The following is a 14,522-nucleotide window of genomic DNA, read 5'->3' as shown; positions in this document are numbered from 1 at the left end:
GTAAAAACAAGCCCGGCACAGTGCCGGGCTTGGGTGAGCGTGGGTGAGGGGAGAGATCAGGGCTGGATGCGGGGGCTCCACTCCTGCCACTCTTTCTCCGCCTTGGCATGCAGCGGGTAGCTGTGACCGGCCTTGACGGTCGGCCCCATCTCTTTCTCCGGAGTGTTGAAGGCGATGCCGCCGGCGAGCAGGCTCTGCACCGTCTCCACCTCGATGGTGCCACCGGTCAGGCCGATATCCGCCTTGACCCCGGAGACGTTCCAGAAGCGGGAGTTGGCCCGCACCAGATGGGCGTACTCCTGCTCCACGTTGACGTCGATCAGCACCTCGCTGCCATCGCGGGCCAGCGCCACCTTGGTCACGCTGCCCACCACCATCTTGCGAAACAGCAATGGGCTGCCGACGCTCAAGCCGTTGACCGACGCGCTCTTGAGGGTGAGCGCCAGGCCGGCCGGGCCGCTCTGGCTGAGGGGGAAACGCTCCTTGCCAGCGCCTTGGCCGGGCTGTGCCTCCACAAAGGCGCCCTTGATCAGGGTATCGAGGTGGGCCACGCCGCCCAGCCCCAACTTGGCCTGCACCAGGGTGAAGCGGGCACCAGACTGCAGGAAGCGCGCGGCATACTGGCCATCCAGCTCGGCCTTGAAGATCACCTGACCCAGGGTCGGCTCCAGTTCAATCTGTTCAATCTTGCCGATGTCGACCCCGCGGTAGCGGATCGTGCTGCCGACCCCGAGTCCCGGGTTGGTGTCGGCCACCAGGGAGAGGGTCCGTACCTTGGCCTTGGCCTGCTCCTTGTTGTCAAACAGCTGGTGACTACTGCGACCCGTGCCGAGCCGATCGAATTCGATGGCGCCGCGCAGCAGGGTGGCGAGGTTCCCCACCTTGACCTGCACGCCATCCACCCGCACCCGGGTGTCCAGCGCCGGCTTTTTCCAGAATTGCGGCTGCTGCTCCAGCAGGGGGGCATAGACACCGGCGATCTCGAGTTCGATCTCCACCCCCTCCTTGGCGGCGCGCAGCGCGTTGACCTTGCCGGCCTCGAGCCCCAGATAGAGCACCGGGGAGCCGATGCCGATGCCATCAGCCTGCTCCGCCTTCAACACCCAGCGACGGGGCTTGGCATCCCGGGTACCGAGCAGGGCCAGCTCCTGGCTGGGATAGAGCCGGTTGACCCGCTCGCCGGCGGGGGCCTGCACCAGCTTGATGCCGCCGCCGATCCAGGCGCTGGCCGGACTGGTTTCCACCTTGATGCCGCTCAGGTCGGCATCGATCTGCAGCGGCGCCGCCCGATAGAAACGGGCCCGGTTGAGCAGATGCTGATACTGGCTCTGCACGACCAGGGCCACGCTGGCATTGCCGCCGCCATCCAGGGTGAGCTGGCTGATCTGGCCCACCTGCAAGCCCTTGTACCAGAGCGGGGCCCCTTCGTTGAGGCCGGCCAGATCGTCGGCCTGCAGCACCAGCTTGATGCCACCCGGTTGCTCTTTGCTGCTCAGGGTCATGGCCTTGACCCGTTCGCCCGCCACATAGTCGAGGCGAATGGCCGGCCCCGCCAGCAGGCGATCCGCATGCTTGATGCCGCCGGCACCGAGGGAGACGCTCTCCCACACCAGACGGCTGTTGCCGGTGATCCGAAACGCCTGCTCCGGGTTGATCAGCGCGGTCACCACCCGGCCCTTGTCGGTCAGGCGAATGGGGTCGATGCGGCCGATCTCGATGCCCTCGAACAGGATGGGCATCCCCTCCTTGATGGGCAGATCTCCCGCCTGGATGTCAATTCGCTCGCCGCGGGCCGCCTCGGCCAAGCCTTTGTAGAGGGTAAAGACCTGGCCTTTCTCCGGCTCCGGAGAGTCCTTGGGAGAGTCAAAGGCGATGCCGCCGCTCAGGATGGAGGTAAGACTGCCGGCCTCCACATTGACCCCTGCCAGGCTGAAGGAGCCCTTGATGCCGCTGATGTTCCAGAAGCGGGTGTCGGCCTTGATGAGGTGTTCAAAACGCGGCTCGATCACCAGATCCAGGATCACGTTCTGGTTCTCTTCGCCAAGGCGGGTATTGATGACGCTGCCCACCTCGATGCCGCGAAAATAGAGTTTGGCGCCGATGCCGACCGAGCCGAGCGAATCGGCGGTCAGGTGCAGCATCCGTCCCTGGGCCTGATAACCGGGGGGAGGGCCGTCCAGCGCGTCGAACTCCTCCTGCAGCGGGTTGTTGTCCCGCCCGGGCTGCAGGTTGATGTAGTTGCCGGAGACCAGGGTATCGAGGCCGGAGATCTCGGTGAGCGACGCCTTGGGGCTCACCAGCCAGAAATCCGAGCCTTTGCGGATGAGCGGGCGGGCCCGGCTGTCAATCTTGGCCAGCACGGCTATCTTGCGGCCATCCTCGGCCAGCTCCAGCTCCTGCACCACCCCGATGGCGACCCCCTGATAACGCACCTGGGTCTTGCCCGGCAGGATACCGTTGCCCTGGGCGAAGTTGATGCGGATCAGCTGGCCACTGCTGGCAAACTGCTGGTAGATGAAGCCCCCCGCCAGCAACAGGGCGATAAAGGGCAGCAACCAGACGGGTGACAACCAGCGACGCTTCTCAATGACGGGTTCAGCCCCGATCATACCGACTCCTTAATTGGCTGAGATAAACAGCAGTTCAGATAAAGACAAACAGTTTCAGGCATATGTGATGGCAGACCCTAGCGGGCCGCCTTGTCCCACAGCAGGCGCGTATCCAGCATGCGAGCCGACATCATGGTCAGCACCACCACGCCGGCAAAGGCGGTGGCGCCGGGGCCGGCCCGCACGTTGAGCAGCACCCCGCGATCAACCAGGGCCACCATCAGCGAGATGACGAACAAGTCCAGCATGGACCAGCGGCCGATGAAATCGATGATGCGATACATGATGAGCTGGCGTTTGCGCCGCACCGGCTTGGTTCGCTGCAGCTGCCAGCAGATCCAGCCCAGCCCCAGGATCTTGCCCACCGGCACTATGATGCTGGCGGTGAGGACGATGGTGGCGATGCCCGACATCTTGCTGCGATAGAGCATCATGATACCGCTGAAGATGGTGTCGGACTGCAACAATCCCTTGTTGTAGAAATGGGTGATGGGCAGCAGGTTGGCGGGTAACAACATGAAGCTGGCCAGCGCCAGCAACCCCCAGGACCAGGCCAGGGAGTGGGGAATGCGCACCTGCAGCCGGCTATGGCAACGAGGGCAGACGCTGCCCGCCTGATAGCGCACCAGCAGGCCGCAGGTGTGGCAGCGGCAGAGCCCCAGTTCACGGGCGCTGGTCTGGGACATGGTCCGGCTCCTCCAGCGGTACTCGCTCCCAGTAGGGGGCCGGGTCAAACAGGATCAGCAGGGTCAGGTTGAGCAGCATCAGGATCCCCAGGCTCAACAGACCGCCGCCGAGACGCACGTCGGCAATGTCGATCAGCTTGAACAGGGCGACCAGCAGGCTGACGATGTAGACCTCCAGCATGGCCCAGTGACGAAACACCTCCACCGCCTTCAGGGTTGGCGCCAGTATGTGCCAGCGTTTGGCAAGGCCCGAGGCCAGCGCAAAGATCCCGAGCAGCAAGCCCACCGGCGCCAGCACGGCGCACCAGAACACCAGCCCCGCCACCCAGATCTCGTGCTCGAGCAGCAGCACCATGATGCCCTTGAGCAGGTTGGCGTCCGAGTTGACGCCGGCCAGGCGCAGGTAGATCAGCGGTTCGAAGAAGGCGGATGGGAGCAACAGGAAGCCGGTGATGGTCAGCGCCATCAATTGGGAGGGGCGAAATGCATAGCGCCCGTACAGATGCTGGTGACAGCGGGGGCAGTGGGCATGGCGCCTCAGCGGCAATAACTTGCGTTCGATCAGCAAGTCGCAAGCCGGGCAGACGATCACGGGATTGAGATCCGACATTACGATTCAACCTGTTGAAGGAATTGGTGAAATTTACCCTAAAACCCGCGTCCTGTCTTGCCTGGCGGGGGCATGCCACGAAAGTATGATTGACGTTAACGTAAACGTGATATTAGATAGTCTGACCAGACAAGTGAAAGGAGTCATGATGTCCAGCCTTACCCCCTCGGCAGGCCTGCATTTTCGCACCGCCCTCGCCAACGAACGCCCCCTGCAGATCGTCGGCACCATCAATGCCTACATGGCGCTGATGGCGGAGCGCAGCGGCTTTCAGGCCATTTATCTGTCAGGCGCCGGCGTTGCCAACGCCTCCTATGGCCTGCCGGATCTCGGCATGACCTCCCTCAATGACGTACTGATCGACGCCGAGCGCATCACAGCAGCCACCCGTGTGCCGTTGCTGGTCGACATCGACACCGGCTGGGGCGGGGCATTCAACATCGCCCGCACCGTGCGCGCCTTCGAGCGAGCCGGGGTGGCCGCCGTGCACATGGAAGATCAGGTGGCCCAGAAGCGCTGTGGCCACCGGCCCAACAAGGCGGTGGTTTCGCTGGAGGAGATGTGCGATCGCATCAAGGCGGCGGTGGATGCCCGCGAGAATGGCGAGTTCGTCATCATGGCCCGCACTGACGCGCTGGCGGTGGAGGGGATTGGCCCGGCGCTGGAGCGCGCCGCCGCCTACGTGGCCGCCGGGGCCGACATGATCTTCGCCGAGGCGGTGACCGAGCTCGGTCAGTATGATCTGTTCAAGCAGGCGGCCGGGGTGCCCATTCTCGCCAACATGACCGAATTCGGCAAAACCGAGCTGTTCGACAAGGAGGCGCTCGCCGCCCATGGCGTCGACATGGTGCTCTATCCCTTGAGTGCCAGCCGGGCGGCCAATCAGGCGGCCCTCAACGTCTATCAGCACCTTCGCCAGGATGGCCATCAGCGGGCCGTCGTCGACACCATGCAGACCCGGGAGTCGCTCTACGACTTCCTCGGTTATCACCACTACGAGCAGACGCTGGACCGTCTGTTTACATCCAGGGACTAGGAGGAAAAATGGGACAGCAAAAACCGTTGGGTGGCGCCGGCCTGCGTGGCCAGAGCGCAGGGGAGACCAGCATCTGCACCGTGGGCAAGAGCGGCACCGGGCTCACCTATCGCGGCTATGACATCCAGGAGCTGGCCGATGGCGCCCAGTTCGAAGAGGTCGCCTACCTGCTGCTCAAGGGCGAGCTGCCGGACGAGCAGCAACTCGAAGATTACAAGCGGACGCTGCGCAGTCTGCGCACCCTGCCTGCCGCCCTGCTGGAGGTGCTCGAGCGCATTCCCGCCGACGCCCATCCCATGGATGTGCTGCGCACCGGCTGCTCCATGCTCGGCGATCTGGAGCCGGAAGATGGCTTCGAACACGAGCACGAGGTGGCGGATCGGCTGCTGGCCGCCTTCCCGGGTATTCTCCTCTACTGGTACAAGTTCAGCCACGACGGAGTACGCATCCCCCTCGACACCGACGAAGAGTGCATCGGCGGCCACTTCCTGGCGCTGCTGCACCAGAAGGCGCCGAGCGAGCTGGAGCGTCGGGTGATGCACGTCTCCCTCATTCTCTACGCCGAGCATGAGTTCAACGCCTCCACCTTCGCGGCGCGGGTCTGCGCCTCGACGCTATCTGACATGTTCTCCTGTGTCACCGCGGCCATCGGTACCCTGCGCGGCCCGCTCCATGGCGGGGCCAACGAGGCCGCCATGGCGATGATCGAACCCTGGCAGGATGAGGCCCAGGCGCGGCGCGAGCTGCTGGCAAAGCTGGCGGCCAAGGAGAAGATCATGGGCTTTGGCCACGCAGTCTATCGCACCTCGGATCCCCGCAACGTCATCATCAAGGGGTGGTCGGCCAAGCTGGCCGAGGCGGTGGGCGATGACAGGCTATACCGCGTCTCCTGCGAGGCGGAGAAGGTGATGTGGGAGGAGAAAGAACTCTTCCCCAACGCCGACTTCTTCCACGCCAGCGCCTATCACTACATGGGGATCCCGACCAAGCTGTTCACCCCCATCTTCGTCTGCTCGCGGGTCACCGGCTGGTGCGCCCACGTGATGGAGCAGCGCGAACACAACCGGATCATCCGTCCGAGCGCCGATTACGTCGGCCCGGCGCCCCGGCATTTCGTCTCGCTGCAGCAGCGATAACCATGGGCGGTCCTGTCACCCCATTGCGTCACCCGACACCGGCAACAGCGGGGTCGATGTGCGCAGGCGGGCGGGCAGGGCGCCGTTTCATCACCCCGTTTCATTCACAACAACGATAAGGAAGTCACGATGTCCGCCAACGTCGACGTCAACCACAGACCAGACCCCGATCAGGTGCTGGTCGATATTGCCGATTACGTCTGCAATCACCCCATTACCAGCCAGGCCGCCCTCGATACCGCCCGTTACTGCCTGATGGATACCCTGGGCTGTGGCCTCTTGGCCCTGCGTTTTCCCGAGTGCACCAAGCACCTTGGTCCCATCGTACCGGGCACCATCGTGCCCTTCGGCGCCCGGGTACCCGGCACCCAGCTCTGCCTCGACCCGGTCAAGGCGGCCTGGGATATCGGCGCCATCATCCGCTGGCTCGATTACAACGACACCTGGCTGGCCGCCGAGTGGGGGCACCCCTCCGACAACCTGGGTGGCATCCTCGCCACCGCCGACTGGCTCTCCCGTACCCGGGTGGCCGAAGGCAAGGCGCCGCTCACCATGAGCGATGTGCTGACGGCCATGGTGAAGGCCCATGAGATTCAGGGAGTACTGGCGCTCGAGAACTCCTTCAATCGGGTCGGTCTCGATCACGTGGTGCTGGTGAAGGTTGCCAGTACCGCCGTGGTGACCCACATGCTGGGCGGCAGCCGCGATCAGGTGATCGATGCGGTCTCCCAGGCCTGGGTCGATGGCCAGAGCCTGCGTACCTACCGTCATGCGCCCAATGCGGGGTCGCGCAAGAGCTGGGCGGCGGGGGATGCCACCTCCCGGGCGGTGCGCCTGGCCCTTATCACCATGAGCGGCGAGATGGGGTATCCCGGCGTGCTGAGCGCCCCCAAGTGGGGCTTCTACGACGTGCTGTTCAAGGGTAACCAGTTCGCCCTGCACCAGGGGTACGCCAGCTATGTGATGGAGAACGTGCTGTTCAAGATCTCCTATCCCGCCGAGTTCCACGCTCAGACGGCGGTGGAGTGCGCCATGAAGCTGCATGAGCAGGTGAAGGGACGCCTCGACGAGATTGACCGCATCGAGCTCACCACCCATGAGTCGGCCATTCGCATCATCAGCAAGGTCGGCGCCCTCAACAACCCGGCCGACCGGGATCACTGCCTGCAGTACATGGTGGCGGTACCGCTCATCTTCGGGCGCCTCATCGCCGAGGATTACGAGGACGCCGTGGCCATCGATCCCCGCATTGATGGGCTGCGAGCCAAGATGGTGGTGCAGGAGGACAAGCGCTACAGCCGCGAGTATCTGGAAGCGGACAAGCGCTCGATTGCCAACGCCATCCAGGTCTTCTTCAAGGACGGCACCCACACCGCCAAGGTGGAGGTGGAGTACCCGGTCGGTCATCGTCGCCGCCACGAAGAGGGGATCCCGCTGCTGGTAGAGAAGTTCCGCCACAACCTGGCCACCCGCTTCCCGGCCAAACGGGCCGAGGCGATCCTGGCCCTTTGCCAGGATGGCAAGCAACTGGCCGCCACCCCGGTGCACGCCTTTATGGATCTGCTGGTGATCTGACCGCTATCTACAGGCAAACAGCGATAAACGAAAAGCGGGCCACTCGGCCCGCTTTGTCATGTCTGCCCGGATGGCTCCCAAGATCAATCCAGCACAGTCTCGTCGCCCGTCAGCAGCGCCAGCATGATCGCCGTCTCGCGGCTGGCGATGGTCTCGAGAAACTCGTTGGCCCGCCCCATGTGGTGACACACCCGGTAACCCCGTTCGACAAAGGTAAAGAGCTCGCCCAGTCCCGCCAGATGGGCCGGCCCCGATATCAGCTTCAAGGTCGCCCCAAGCAGCGGCTTTCTGGCCAGCCGATCCAGGGTCATCCCCAGTTCGTTGACCAGTTGCAACTGATGACGGCGGCGCACTTCTTCACCGACCTCCTGATAGGCGAGGGCATAGGCCTTGGCGTTCAACCGCGCCATGCGGCCACTGCGACGCAGCGCCACCACCATCAGGTAGTCAAGCTCCTCGGAGAGGGCATCAAGTTCAATGGCCTGCGCCAGCACCTTGAGACCGGATTCTGGCAACAGTCGCTCGGCGGTCGGCATCACCCGCATCACATCCGCATCCCGGCGGGCACAATCTCCCGGCCCGTAGAGATCGGTCAGGAAGAACTGCGCGGCCGGCCCGTAGCGCTTGCTCTCCAAGAGGTCACGGTGAGTGCGTCCCAGCCGATCGGCCTGCCATTGGCGCAATGCGTCCCTGTCTTGCTGATCCTGCGGATGGGTGCGCATCTGCTCGCGCAGCGCGGCCACCCGGTTGAGCTGGCGATAGAGTCGCGCCAGAGTACTCTCTTCATCCGGTTGCGGGTCATCGAATGGTTGTTGCTGTTGGGTCATCTGCGGCTCTCTTGACCTGTTTCCAATGGCCTGTCACGGATAGACATGACGACAGGCGGCGCCTTGCCGACGCTCGTCACGTGTTGCCGACCCAGTGTAACGCGGCGGCAGCCCAGGCGGAATCGATGGAGCTTTTACTCAACAGGCTTTGTTAAGTGAGTCCCAAAAATGTTGCAAATGGCTTTCACTTGTTTGATTCATGTGTTTAATATCAATAAATGTTGTCATCGCTCAGAGAATTAGCATGTTTCTATACGATCCCCTTGCCGGCAGCAGCCTGTCGACCATCCAGGTCAGCCGCCAACACCCGCTGGGCCTCGCCGGCGCCAGACTGGCCGCCGAAGCCATCGCCCAGGACATGAGCGAGGAGTACGAACTCGACTGCGAGTGGGAAGACGAGGAGGAGACCCGCTTGCTGTTTCGTGGCGCCGGGGTCAACGGCTCTTTGTTCCTCACCGACGATACCCTGTCGCTGGAGGTGCGCCTCGGCCTGATGCTGTTGCCGGTGCGTAGCGTGCTGGAGCAGGAGATCCTCGAATACGTCGATCAGCGCCTGCCTTGCCCAACCCGGCGCTGATGGGGCCAATAAATACTGATCCAGCGCAAGAAATAATCATGAAATAACCGATTCCACTATCGTTACCCGGCCTGATATTTATTATTAGAAGGGCCAAACACACTTTGTTTGTTTTATTTTAAGAGGCATGAAAATCGCCTCCATTTTTGTCATGAAACATCATCATGAATTAATCGCCGTGCAGTTTCACCAACATATAAAGCGTTATTTGTTTATTCATTCCTGGTTAAGCCAATGTCTGAAACAGAATTGAACAAATAACGTGCAACGATAGGGATAATACATGTCTGTGTGTGAACTCATCTCCTGTGTCGATACCGCCTGGCTGCGGATGGACCGGCCCAACAACTTGATGCAGATCGTCGGCGTGCTGATGTTCGACGGTCAGCTGGATGAAGCCATACTGCGGGAGAGCCTGCTGCACACAGTTCGGGTACAGCCGCGCTTCGGGCAGAAGGCCTGCCTGGAAGGGGGCGAATACTACTGGCGCACCGACCCCGACTTCGACCTCGACCTGCACCTCAAGCGGGTGATCCTGCCAGGCAAGGCCGGCAAGGCCGAGCTGGAGCGGCTGGTGGCCGATTTTGCCTCCACCCCCCTCAACCACCAGCGCCCGCTGTGGGAGATGCACTTGGTGGATACCTCTCTGGGCGGCCAGGCGCTGGTAGTGCGTTTTCACCACGCCATGGGGGACGGCTTCTCCCTGGTGCGGGCCATGCTGACCATGATGGACGAGAGCCCGGTGGCGCCCCCCAGGCCGCAACCCGAGCCGGTGGCCAACGACGACGGCGACGAGGAGCACGATCAACAGGGCAGTCGCCTGCTGCGGGCCGGCCTCAAGCTGACCGGCACCCTCTGGTCCAAGTACGTCGAGGTACTGACCCATCCCACCAAGGCGATGGACTACCTCAAGACCAGCCGGGACGTGACCGCCGAGCTTTACACCATCGCCACCCTCTCCGATGACGCCAATACCCGGCTCAAGGGGGAGACTGGTAGCACCAAGCGAGTAGCCTGGTCAGAACAGATCCCGCTGCCGGACGTGAAGGCGGTGGGGCGAGTGCTCGGCTGCTCGGTCAACGATCTGCTGATCGCCGCCACCGCCGGCGCGTTTCGTCACTACCTGCTGGAGCAGGGCGACCAGACCGACATCGACATCCGGGCGCTGGTGCCGGTCAACATGCGCGCCCCGGACGACAAGGGGGCGCTGGGCAATCGCTTCGGGCTGGTGGCGCTGGATCTGCCCCTCAACATCGAGCACCCGCTGCAACGGCTCTATGCGGTGCGGGATCGGATGCAGGCGCTCAAGTCCTCCCTGCAGCCGGCGGTGGTGCTCAACCTGCTGGAAGTGATGGGCATGGCGCCCAAGGCGGTGCAGCAGCAGGCCATCGACATCCTCTCGGCCAAGGCCAGTGCGGTCATCACCAACGTGCCGGGCCCGCAGCAGACCCTCTATCTGGCCGGCGCCCGCCTGCGTCAGCCGCTGTTCTGGGTGCCCCAGGCCGGCGACATTGCGGTCGGCGTCTCCATTCTCTCCTATGACAACAAGGTGCAGCTCGGTCTCATCACCGACAAGAAGCGGGTGCCGGACCCGGATCTCATCGTCGAGCGCTTCGCCGTGGAGTTTGAGCAGTTGCTGCTGCTGGTGTTGATGGAGCCGGACCTGCTCTACGATCCCGACATGCTGGATCAGCTGTTGCACGGCTGACCGCGCCACTCCTGCAAGAGAAGGAGCCGGCAAGAAAGGAAGCCTGCAAGAAAAAAAGTGAAAAAGAAAAGAGGCCAACCCGGGGGTTGGCCTCTTTCATTGCGGCAATGGCTGCCTTACTCGTCCGCCAGCTCCTCACGGGCGGCTTCCAGGTCGAGCCGCTCCATGGCATCCAGCGGCTCGCACGCGGCGGCCTCGCCGTAGAGCGCCTCGGCGGCCGCCATCTTGCTCTTGCCGTGCATCATCACCATGGCGTTGGCGTACTCCATGCGGGCGATGGCGGAGTGGGGGATGATGGCCAGCGCCGCCTTGAAGTGACGTTCGGACTCATCCTTCTTGGCGCCATAGGTGATGCCACCGATCATGGCGCCCAGCTTGTCGATGATCTCCGCATGCCAGGCACCGAAGGCGGTATGGGCTTCCGCGTGGTCAGGCTCAAGGATCAGCGCCTGCTCCAGGCTGCTCTTGATCTTGTCACCAATGCCGATGGAGAGCGCCTTGGAGACCGAGATCACCTGGCTGTAGCGACCCAGCGCCAGGGCGTGGAAGTACCAGGCGTTGACGTTGCCCGGCTGGCGCTTTTGCAACTTCTCGGCGTTGCTGGCGGCCAGCTCGAATGCTTCGCGCTTGGCATACTTGTCATCCAGCAGGTAGCTGGCGTGGATCACAAGCGCCTTGTTCGCCACGTTGAGGCCCTCCTCGCCGGCGCCCAGCCCCAGGCTGACGGCGCGGGCGAAATCACCGGCGTGATAGGCGCGCCAGGCTTCCTGCACCTGTTCATCTTCGGGCCAGGGCTCGGCATCCCCCTGGTGCAGCCGCTCCCAATGCTGCTCAAGGCGCTCCCCGGCATAGTCATAGGCCGCATCCGGCCAGGGGAAGGGGGTGAAATCGGACAATTTGGGCTGTGAAGTGGTCATATGATTCTCCCTGTTAAAAACACAATCAAATACACGATGCTGTCAGCTCGCCGTGGTGGTGGGCTGATAATGGGTGGCGATGGCATCCAGATCGGCGCGGGCATCGGCGCGCAGCCGGGGGGCCACCAGCTGCATCACCTGAAACACCCCGAGCGCGATGTCGGCATCGGCCCGCGGATGCAGCGCCCGCTGGTAGGAGATCCAGAAGGTCCCGACCAGCGCGATGTTGGCGGCCAGCGCCGTCACCTGCGTCTCATCGCCTTGCAGCAGGCCGCTGCGCCAGAGGCTGTGACAGATGGCGGCGGCGGTCTGCTCCTTGCGTCGCAGCAGGGCCGAGAAGCGCAGCTCCACCTTGTGGTTGCCGCTCATCAGGGTACTGATGTCGTAGTAGAAAAAACGGTACTTCCAGATGAGTTCGAACATCAGGTGCAAGAAGAACCAGATGTCCTCCGCCTCGTTCAACGGCGGGGTAATGGTATCGAGCAGGTGGGCCATCTCCTGTTCGAACTCGCCGAACAGGGCGTTGACGATCTCCTCCTTGTTGTGAAAGTGGTAATAGAGGTTGCCCTGACTCATCTCCAGCTCGGCCGCGATGGCGGAGGTGGTGACGGTCGGCTCGCCCAGCAGGTTGAACTGGGCGAGGGCGGTGGCCAGGATGCGATCCCGCGTGCGCCGCTTGGGTTTGCAGTCCATGCTACTCCTTCGATTGCCGGCGACCCTTGCCGCCATAGCGGCGAGTCAGCCAGTGCTGCAGCTGGGTCAAAGAGGCATCCAGCGCCGCCACCGAGCCGGTGCCCGGGGTCAGCAGGGAACGCTGTTCATCGACCAGCGCGCTCAGATCCAGTTCCAGCCCATGTTTGGCGAGAATGGGGCCAAGCTCGGCCCGTCGCTGCCAGAGATCCTGGCGGGTATGCTGGAAGGCGTGCTCGCACAGATGGCGCCGATCCCGGTAACTGAACACATTGGTAAAGAACATCTCGCCGTCGGCCGAAGAGGGTTCGAACAGCAGGGCATCCGCCTCCGGATACTGGTGCTTGTAGCGATCCATTCCCACGTGCATGCGCGAGTGGATGATGGCGCGAAACGTCTGGGCCAGCACCACCGGCAGACCGCGGTCCACCAGCTTGGCAGGGTGTTCGCTGGCCAGCCCCGCGTCAAAGGGCACCAGCGGATTGATGCAAAACACCAGGTCGGCCCCCTCCTGCAGCGCCACCGAGGCGTGCAGCGTCTTGATCAGCGCCCCGTCCACGTAGTAGCGGCCATCGATGAGCGAGGGCGGGAACAGGCCGGGCAGGGCGGCCGAGGCCTGCACCGCGGCGGAGATGGGCACCTGGTCCAGCCCCGGGCTGCCGAAGGCCACCGCGCGGCCGGTATCGAGCTCGGTAGCGATGACGAACAGCCGGCTGGCAAGCTCACGAAAGTCGTTGCTGCGACCGGGGCGGGAGAAAAACTGGGTGAGGATCCGATCCACCCCGCGGCTGTCGAACATGCCGGTCGGGATCGCTCGGGACAACCCCTGCAACGAGCCGAGCAGGCTCTTGTTCCAGGGTGAGGAGAGATAGTCGGCCAGACACGTCAGCACCAGCGGTGGCAGCGAGGTGAGCCGGTCAAAATACTCCCCGAAGGCGGGACGCAGCAGGGTGGAGGGGTCGAAGAACTCGCCGGTGTCATCGCTTAACAGGATCCGCACCAGCTTGTCCGGCGAGATGCCGTTGGCCAGCGCCGAGGCGATCACCGCCCCCGAGCTCACCCCCACATAGATATCGGCCTGCTCGAAACGCAGCCCCTTGATACTGTCGGCCAGGGCGGCGCAGGCTCCGATCTCGTAGATCCCCCCCAGAGGTCCCCCTCCGGCGAGGGCAACCGCAATCGTGCTCATGATTTGCCTCCCTTCTCATGCAAAACCGGCCCAGCAGAGGGCATGGGCCGGTGGATCATTACGCAATCAGAACAAGCCGGTCAGTGGATCAGAAGAGCGTGGTTTCACTCTTCTCCTTGACCTCTTTGGCCACGCTCTCCACTTCCGTTGCCAGTGCTTTCACCTCTTCCTTCACCTTGGCGATGGGAGCGGCGGCTTTCTTGACCGGCGGCTTTTTGGCTGCAACCGGCTTTTTGGCTGCAGCGGCGGCAGGCTTGGCCTCGTCAGCCGGGGCAACGTCATCCAGGTCCTGGGCATCGATCAGCTGTTGTACCACCTCGGTCAGCTCAGCCATGCGCTTGGAGAGTTTGTCGATGTCCTTGCGGGTCGGGATGCCAAGGCTGGCGACGGCGCGGGCCACGCGATCCTCGAATACCTGCTCCAGACGTCCCCAAGTACCGGCCGTCTTGTCGGTCATGGCAGCGATCTTCTCGTCTGCACTCTGGCGGGTACGGGTTTGCAGGGCTTCCCCTTCCTGCACCAGGGCTTCGAAGATTTTACCGCCTTCTTCCTGGGCTTTGGCATAGGCACCCAGACCCGCCAACCAGATCTGCTGGGTGGACTCCTTGATGGTGGAGGTGAGTTGGTTGTCGGTCACCGAACTTGCCAGTGCTTTCAATTTTTTGGCCATGACAATCTCCTTGCTCGTGATATAGATGATGGTAATGACAACAACCTTGATATATTCGTTGTGGCATTACTTGGCTTTCATCCTCAGTCTATGGAGAAAAAATAGAGGGTTCTACCTAATAACGGAACAAGCAACCCTGGTAATTTTGGTCTGGGTCACGAAGAATGATATTCGAATGAATATTTTGCGTTAAAGCGTGATATATCTAACAACAACTAAGGAAGGTGCGAATAAGCGGGGAAATTCTTCTCGGCTGACTCAGTCATTTCATTTCTTCATGTTTGAGCCGATT

13 protein-coding genes are annotated in these 14,522 nt (G+C 62.7%); 5 read left to right on the top strand and 8 right to left on the bottom strand.

What is annotated here, in order from left to right; translation table 11 throughout:
• Positions 1 to 56: 56 nt before the first annotated feature.
• From PG881_RS10770 to PG881_RS10760, 3 genes are all read right to left on the bottom strand, one after another.
• A complete protein-coding gene (locus PG881_RS10770) occupies positions 57 to 2,609 on the bottom strand; it encodes an MlaD family protein (RefSeq protein WP_270799867.1) in 2,553 nt (850 codons plus the stop codon).
• A gap of 77 nt (positions 2,610 to 2,686) precedes the next feature.
• A complete protein-coding gene (locus PG881_RS10765; RefSeq protein ID WP_016350707.1) occupies positions 2,687 to 3,295 on the bottom strand; it encodes a paraquat-inducible protein A in 609 nt (202 codons plus the stop codon).
• Positions 3,273 to 3,905 carry a paraquat-inducible protein A gene (locus tag PG881_RS10760; RefSeq protein ID WP_016350706.1) on the bottom strand — a complete coding sequence of 211 codons (633 nt, stop codon included), beginning with the start codon at positions 3,903 to 3,905 and terminating at the stop codon, positions 3,273 to 3,275. The genes PG881_RS10765 and PG881_RS10760 overlap by 23 nt, the downstream gene beginning before the upstream one ends.
• Before the next feature lie 148 nt (positions 3,906 to 4,053).
• On the opposite strand from PG881_RS10760, the gene prpB reads away from it, so the two are divergent.
• From prpB to PG881_RS10745, 3 genes are all read left to right on the top strand, one after another.
• On the top strand, positions 4,054 to 4,941 hold the full coding sequence (gene prpB / locus PG881_RS10755) for a methylisocitrate lyase (protein ID WP_041218032.1): 888 nt from the start codon (positions 4,054 to 4,056) through the stop codon (positions 4,939 to 4,941).
• An 8-nt stretch (positions 4,942 to 4,949) separates the two neighbouring features.
• Entirely contained in the window at positions 4,950 to 6,077 is a 1,128-nt protein-coding gene (gene prpC / locus PG881_RS10750; RefSeq protein ID WP_025201733.1) for a bifunctional 2-methylcitrate synthase/citrate synthase, read from the top strand.
• A gap of 129 nt (positions 6,078 to 6,206) precedes the next feature.
• The gene (locus tag PG881_RS10745) at positions 6,207 to 7,652 is read left to right on the top strand and encodes a bifunctional 2-methylcitrate dehydratase/aconitate hydratase (RefSeq protein ID WP_270799863.1); all 1,446 of its coding nucleotides are present in this window, start codon (positions 6,207 to 6,209) and stop codon (positions 7,650 to 7,652) included.
• 83 nt (positions 7,653 to 7,735) lie between these two features.
• Here PG881_RS10745 and PG881_RS10740 read toward each other — a convergent pair whose 3' ends face one another.
• Complete coding sequence (locus PG881_RS10740; RefSeq protein WP_270799861.1) at positions 7,736 to 8,479, bottom strand: FFLEELY motif protein; 744 nt, start codon at positions 8,477 to 8,479, stop codon at positions 7,736 to 7,738.
• 199 nt (positions 8,480 to 8,678) lie between these two features.
• Here PG881_RS10740 and PG881_RS10735 point away from each other — a divergent pair, with 199 nt between their 5' ends.
• Positions 8,679 to 9,056: a polyhydroxyalkanoic acid system family protein gene (locus PG881_RS10735; protein ID WP_270799860.1), complete on the top strand. Its 378-nt coding sequence runs from the start codon at positions 8,679 to 8,681 to the stop codon at positions 9,054 to 9,056.
• Positions 9,057 to 9,339: 283 nt separating this feature from the next.
• Positions 9,340 to 10,764, top strand: coding sequence for a wax ester/triacylglycerol synthase family O-acyltransferase (locus PG881_RS10730; RefSeq protein WP_017408428.1), 1,425 nt, complete (start codon positions 9,340 to 9,342; stop codon positions 10,762 to 10,764).
• Positions 10,765 to 10,880: 116 nt separating this feature from the next.
• Here the strand turns inward: PG881_RS10730 and PG881_RS10725 are convergent, their stop codons facing one another.
• From PG881_RS10725 to PG881_RS10710, 4 genes are all read right to left on the bottom strand, one after another.
• Positions 10,881 to 11,681, bottom strand: a complete 801-nt coding sequence (locus PG881_RS10725; protein ID WP_270799857.1) for a hypothetical protein — start codon at positions 11,679 to 11,681, stop codon at positions 10,881 to 10,883.
• A gap of 42 nt (positions 11,682 to 11,723) precedes the next feature.
• The gene (locus tag PG881_RS10720) at positions 11,724 to 12,374 is read right to left on the bottom strand and encodes a TetR/AcrR family transcriptional regulator (RefSeq protein ID WP_270799855.1); all 651 of its coding nucleotides are present in this window, start codon (positions 12,372 to 12,374) and stop codon (positions 11,724 to 11,726) included.
• Position 12,375: 1 nt separating this feature from the next.
• Positions 12,376 to 13,560 (bottom strand): patatin-like phospholipase family protein, encoded by a 1,185-nt coding sequence (locus tag PG881_RS10715; protein WP_270799853.1) that lies wholly within the window; start codon positions 13,558 to 13,560, stop codon positions 12,376 to 12,378.
• Between the two features lie 88 nt (positions 13,561 to 13,648).
• On the bottom strand, positions 13,649 to 14,230 hold the full coding sequence (locus PG881_RS10710) for a phasin family protein (RefSeq protein WP_024945221.1): 582 nt from the start codon (positions 14,228 to 14,230) through the stop codon (positions 13,649 to 13,651).
• Positions 14,231 to 14,522: the final 292 nt, after the last annotated feature.

Origin of the sequence: Aeromonas sp. QDB54, from assembly GCF_027707385.1 — a bacterium.
Lineage (GTDB): Bacteria > Pseudomonadota > Gammaproteobacteria > Enterobacterales > Aeromonadaceae > Aeromonas > Aeromonas hydrophila.
This window is presented reverse-complemented; position numbering and strand designations above follow the sequence as displayed.

What these genes read in the sequence shown, in the direction of transcription:
- PG881_RS10770 (WP_270799867.1), bottom strand. Translation starts at nt 2,609, where the DNA reads ATGATCGGGGCTGAACCCGTCATTGAGAAGCGTCGCTGGTTGTCACCC.
- PG881_RS10765 (WP_016350707.1), bottom strand. Translation starts at nt 3,295, where the DNA reads ATGTCCCAGACCAGCGCCCGTGAACTGGGGCTCTGCCGCTGCCACACC.
- PG881_RS10760 (WP_016350706.1), bottom strand. Translation starts at nt 3,905, where the DNA reads ATGTCGGATCTCAATCCCGTGATCGTCTGCCCGGCTTGCGACTTGCTG.
- prpB (WP_041218032.1), top strand. Translation starts at nt 4,054, where the DNA reads ATGTCCAGCCTTACCCCCTCGGCAGGCCTGCATTTTCGCACCGCCCTC.
- prpC (WP_025201733.1), top strand. Translation starts at nt 4,950, where the DNA reads ATGGGACAGCAAAAACCGTTGGGTGGCGCCGGCCTGCGTGGCCAGAGC.
- PG881_RS10745 (WP_270799863.1), top strand. Translation starts at nt 6,207, where the DNA reads ATGTCCGCCAACGTCGACGTCAACCACAGACCAGACCCCGATCAGGTG.
- PG881_RS10740 (WP_270799861.1), bottom strand. Translation starts at nt 8,479, where the DNA reads ATGACCCAACAGCAACAACCATTCGATGACCCGCAACCGGATGAAGAG.
- PG881_RS10735 (WP_270799860.1), top strand. Translation starts at nt 8,679, where the DNA reads ATGTGTTTAATATCAATAAATGTTGTCATCGCTCAGAGAATTAGCATG.
- PG881_RS10730 (WP_017408428.1), top strand. Translation starts at nt 9,340, where the DNA reads ATGTCTGTGTGTGAACTCATCTCCTGTGTCGATACCGCCTGGCTGCGG.
- PG881_RS10725 (WP_270799857.1), bottom strand. Translation starts at nt 11,681, where the DNA reads ATGACCACTTCACAGCCCAAATTGTCCGATTTCACCCCCTTCCCCTGG.
- PG881_RS10720 (WP_270799855.1), bottom strand. Translation starts at nt 12,374, where the DNA reads ATGGACTGCAAACCCAAGCGGCGCACGCGGGATCGCATCCTGGCCACC.
- PG881_RS10715 (WP_270799853.1), bottom strand. Translation starts at nt 13,560, where the DNA reads ATGAGCACGATTGCGGTTGCCCTCGCCGGAGGGGGACCTCTGGGGGGG.
- PG881_RS10710 (WP_024945221.1), bottom strand. Translation starts at nt 14,230, where the DNA reads ATGGCCAAAAAATTGAAAGCACTGGCAAGTTCGGTGACCGACAACCAA.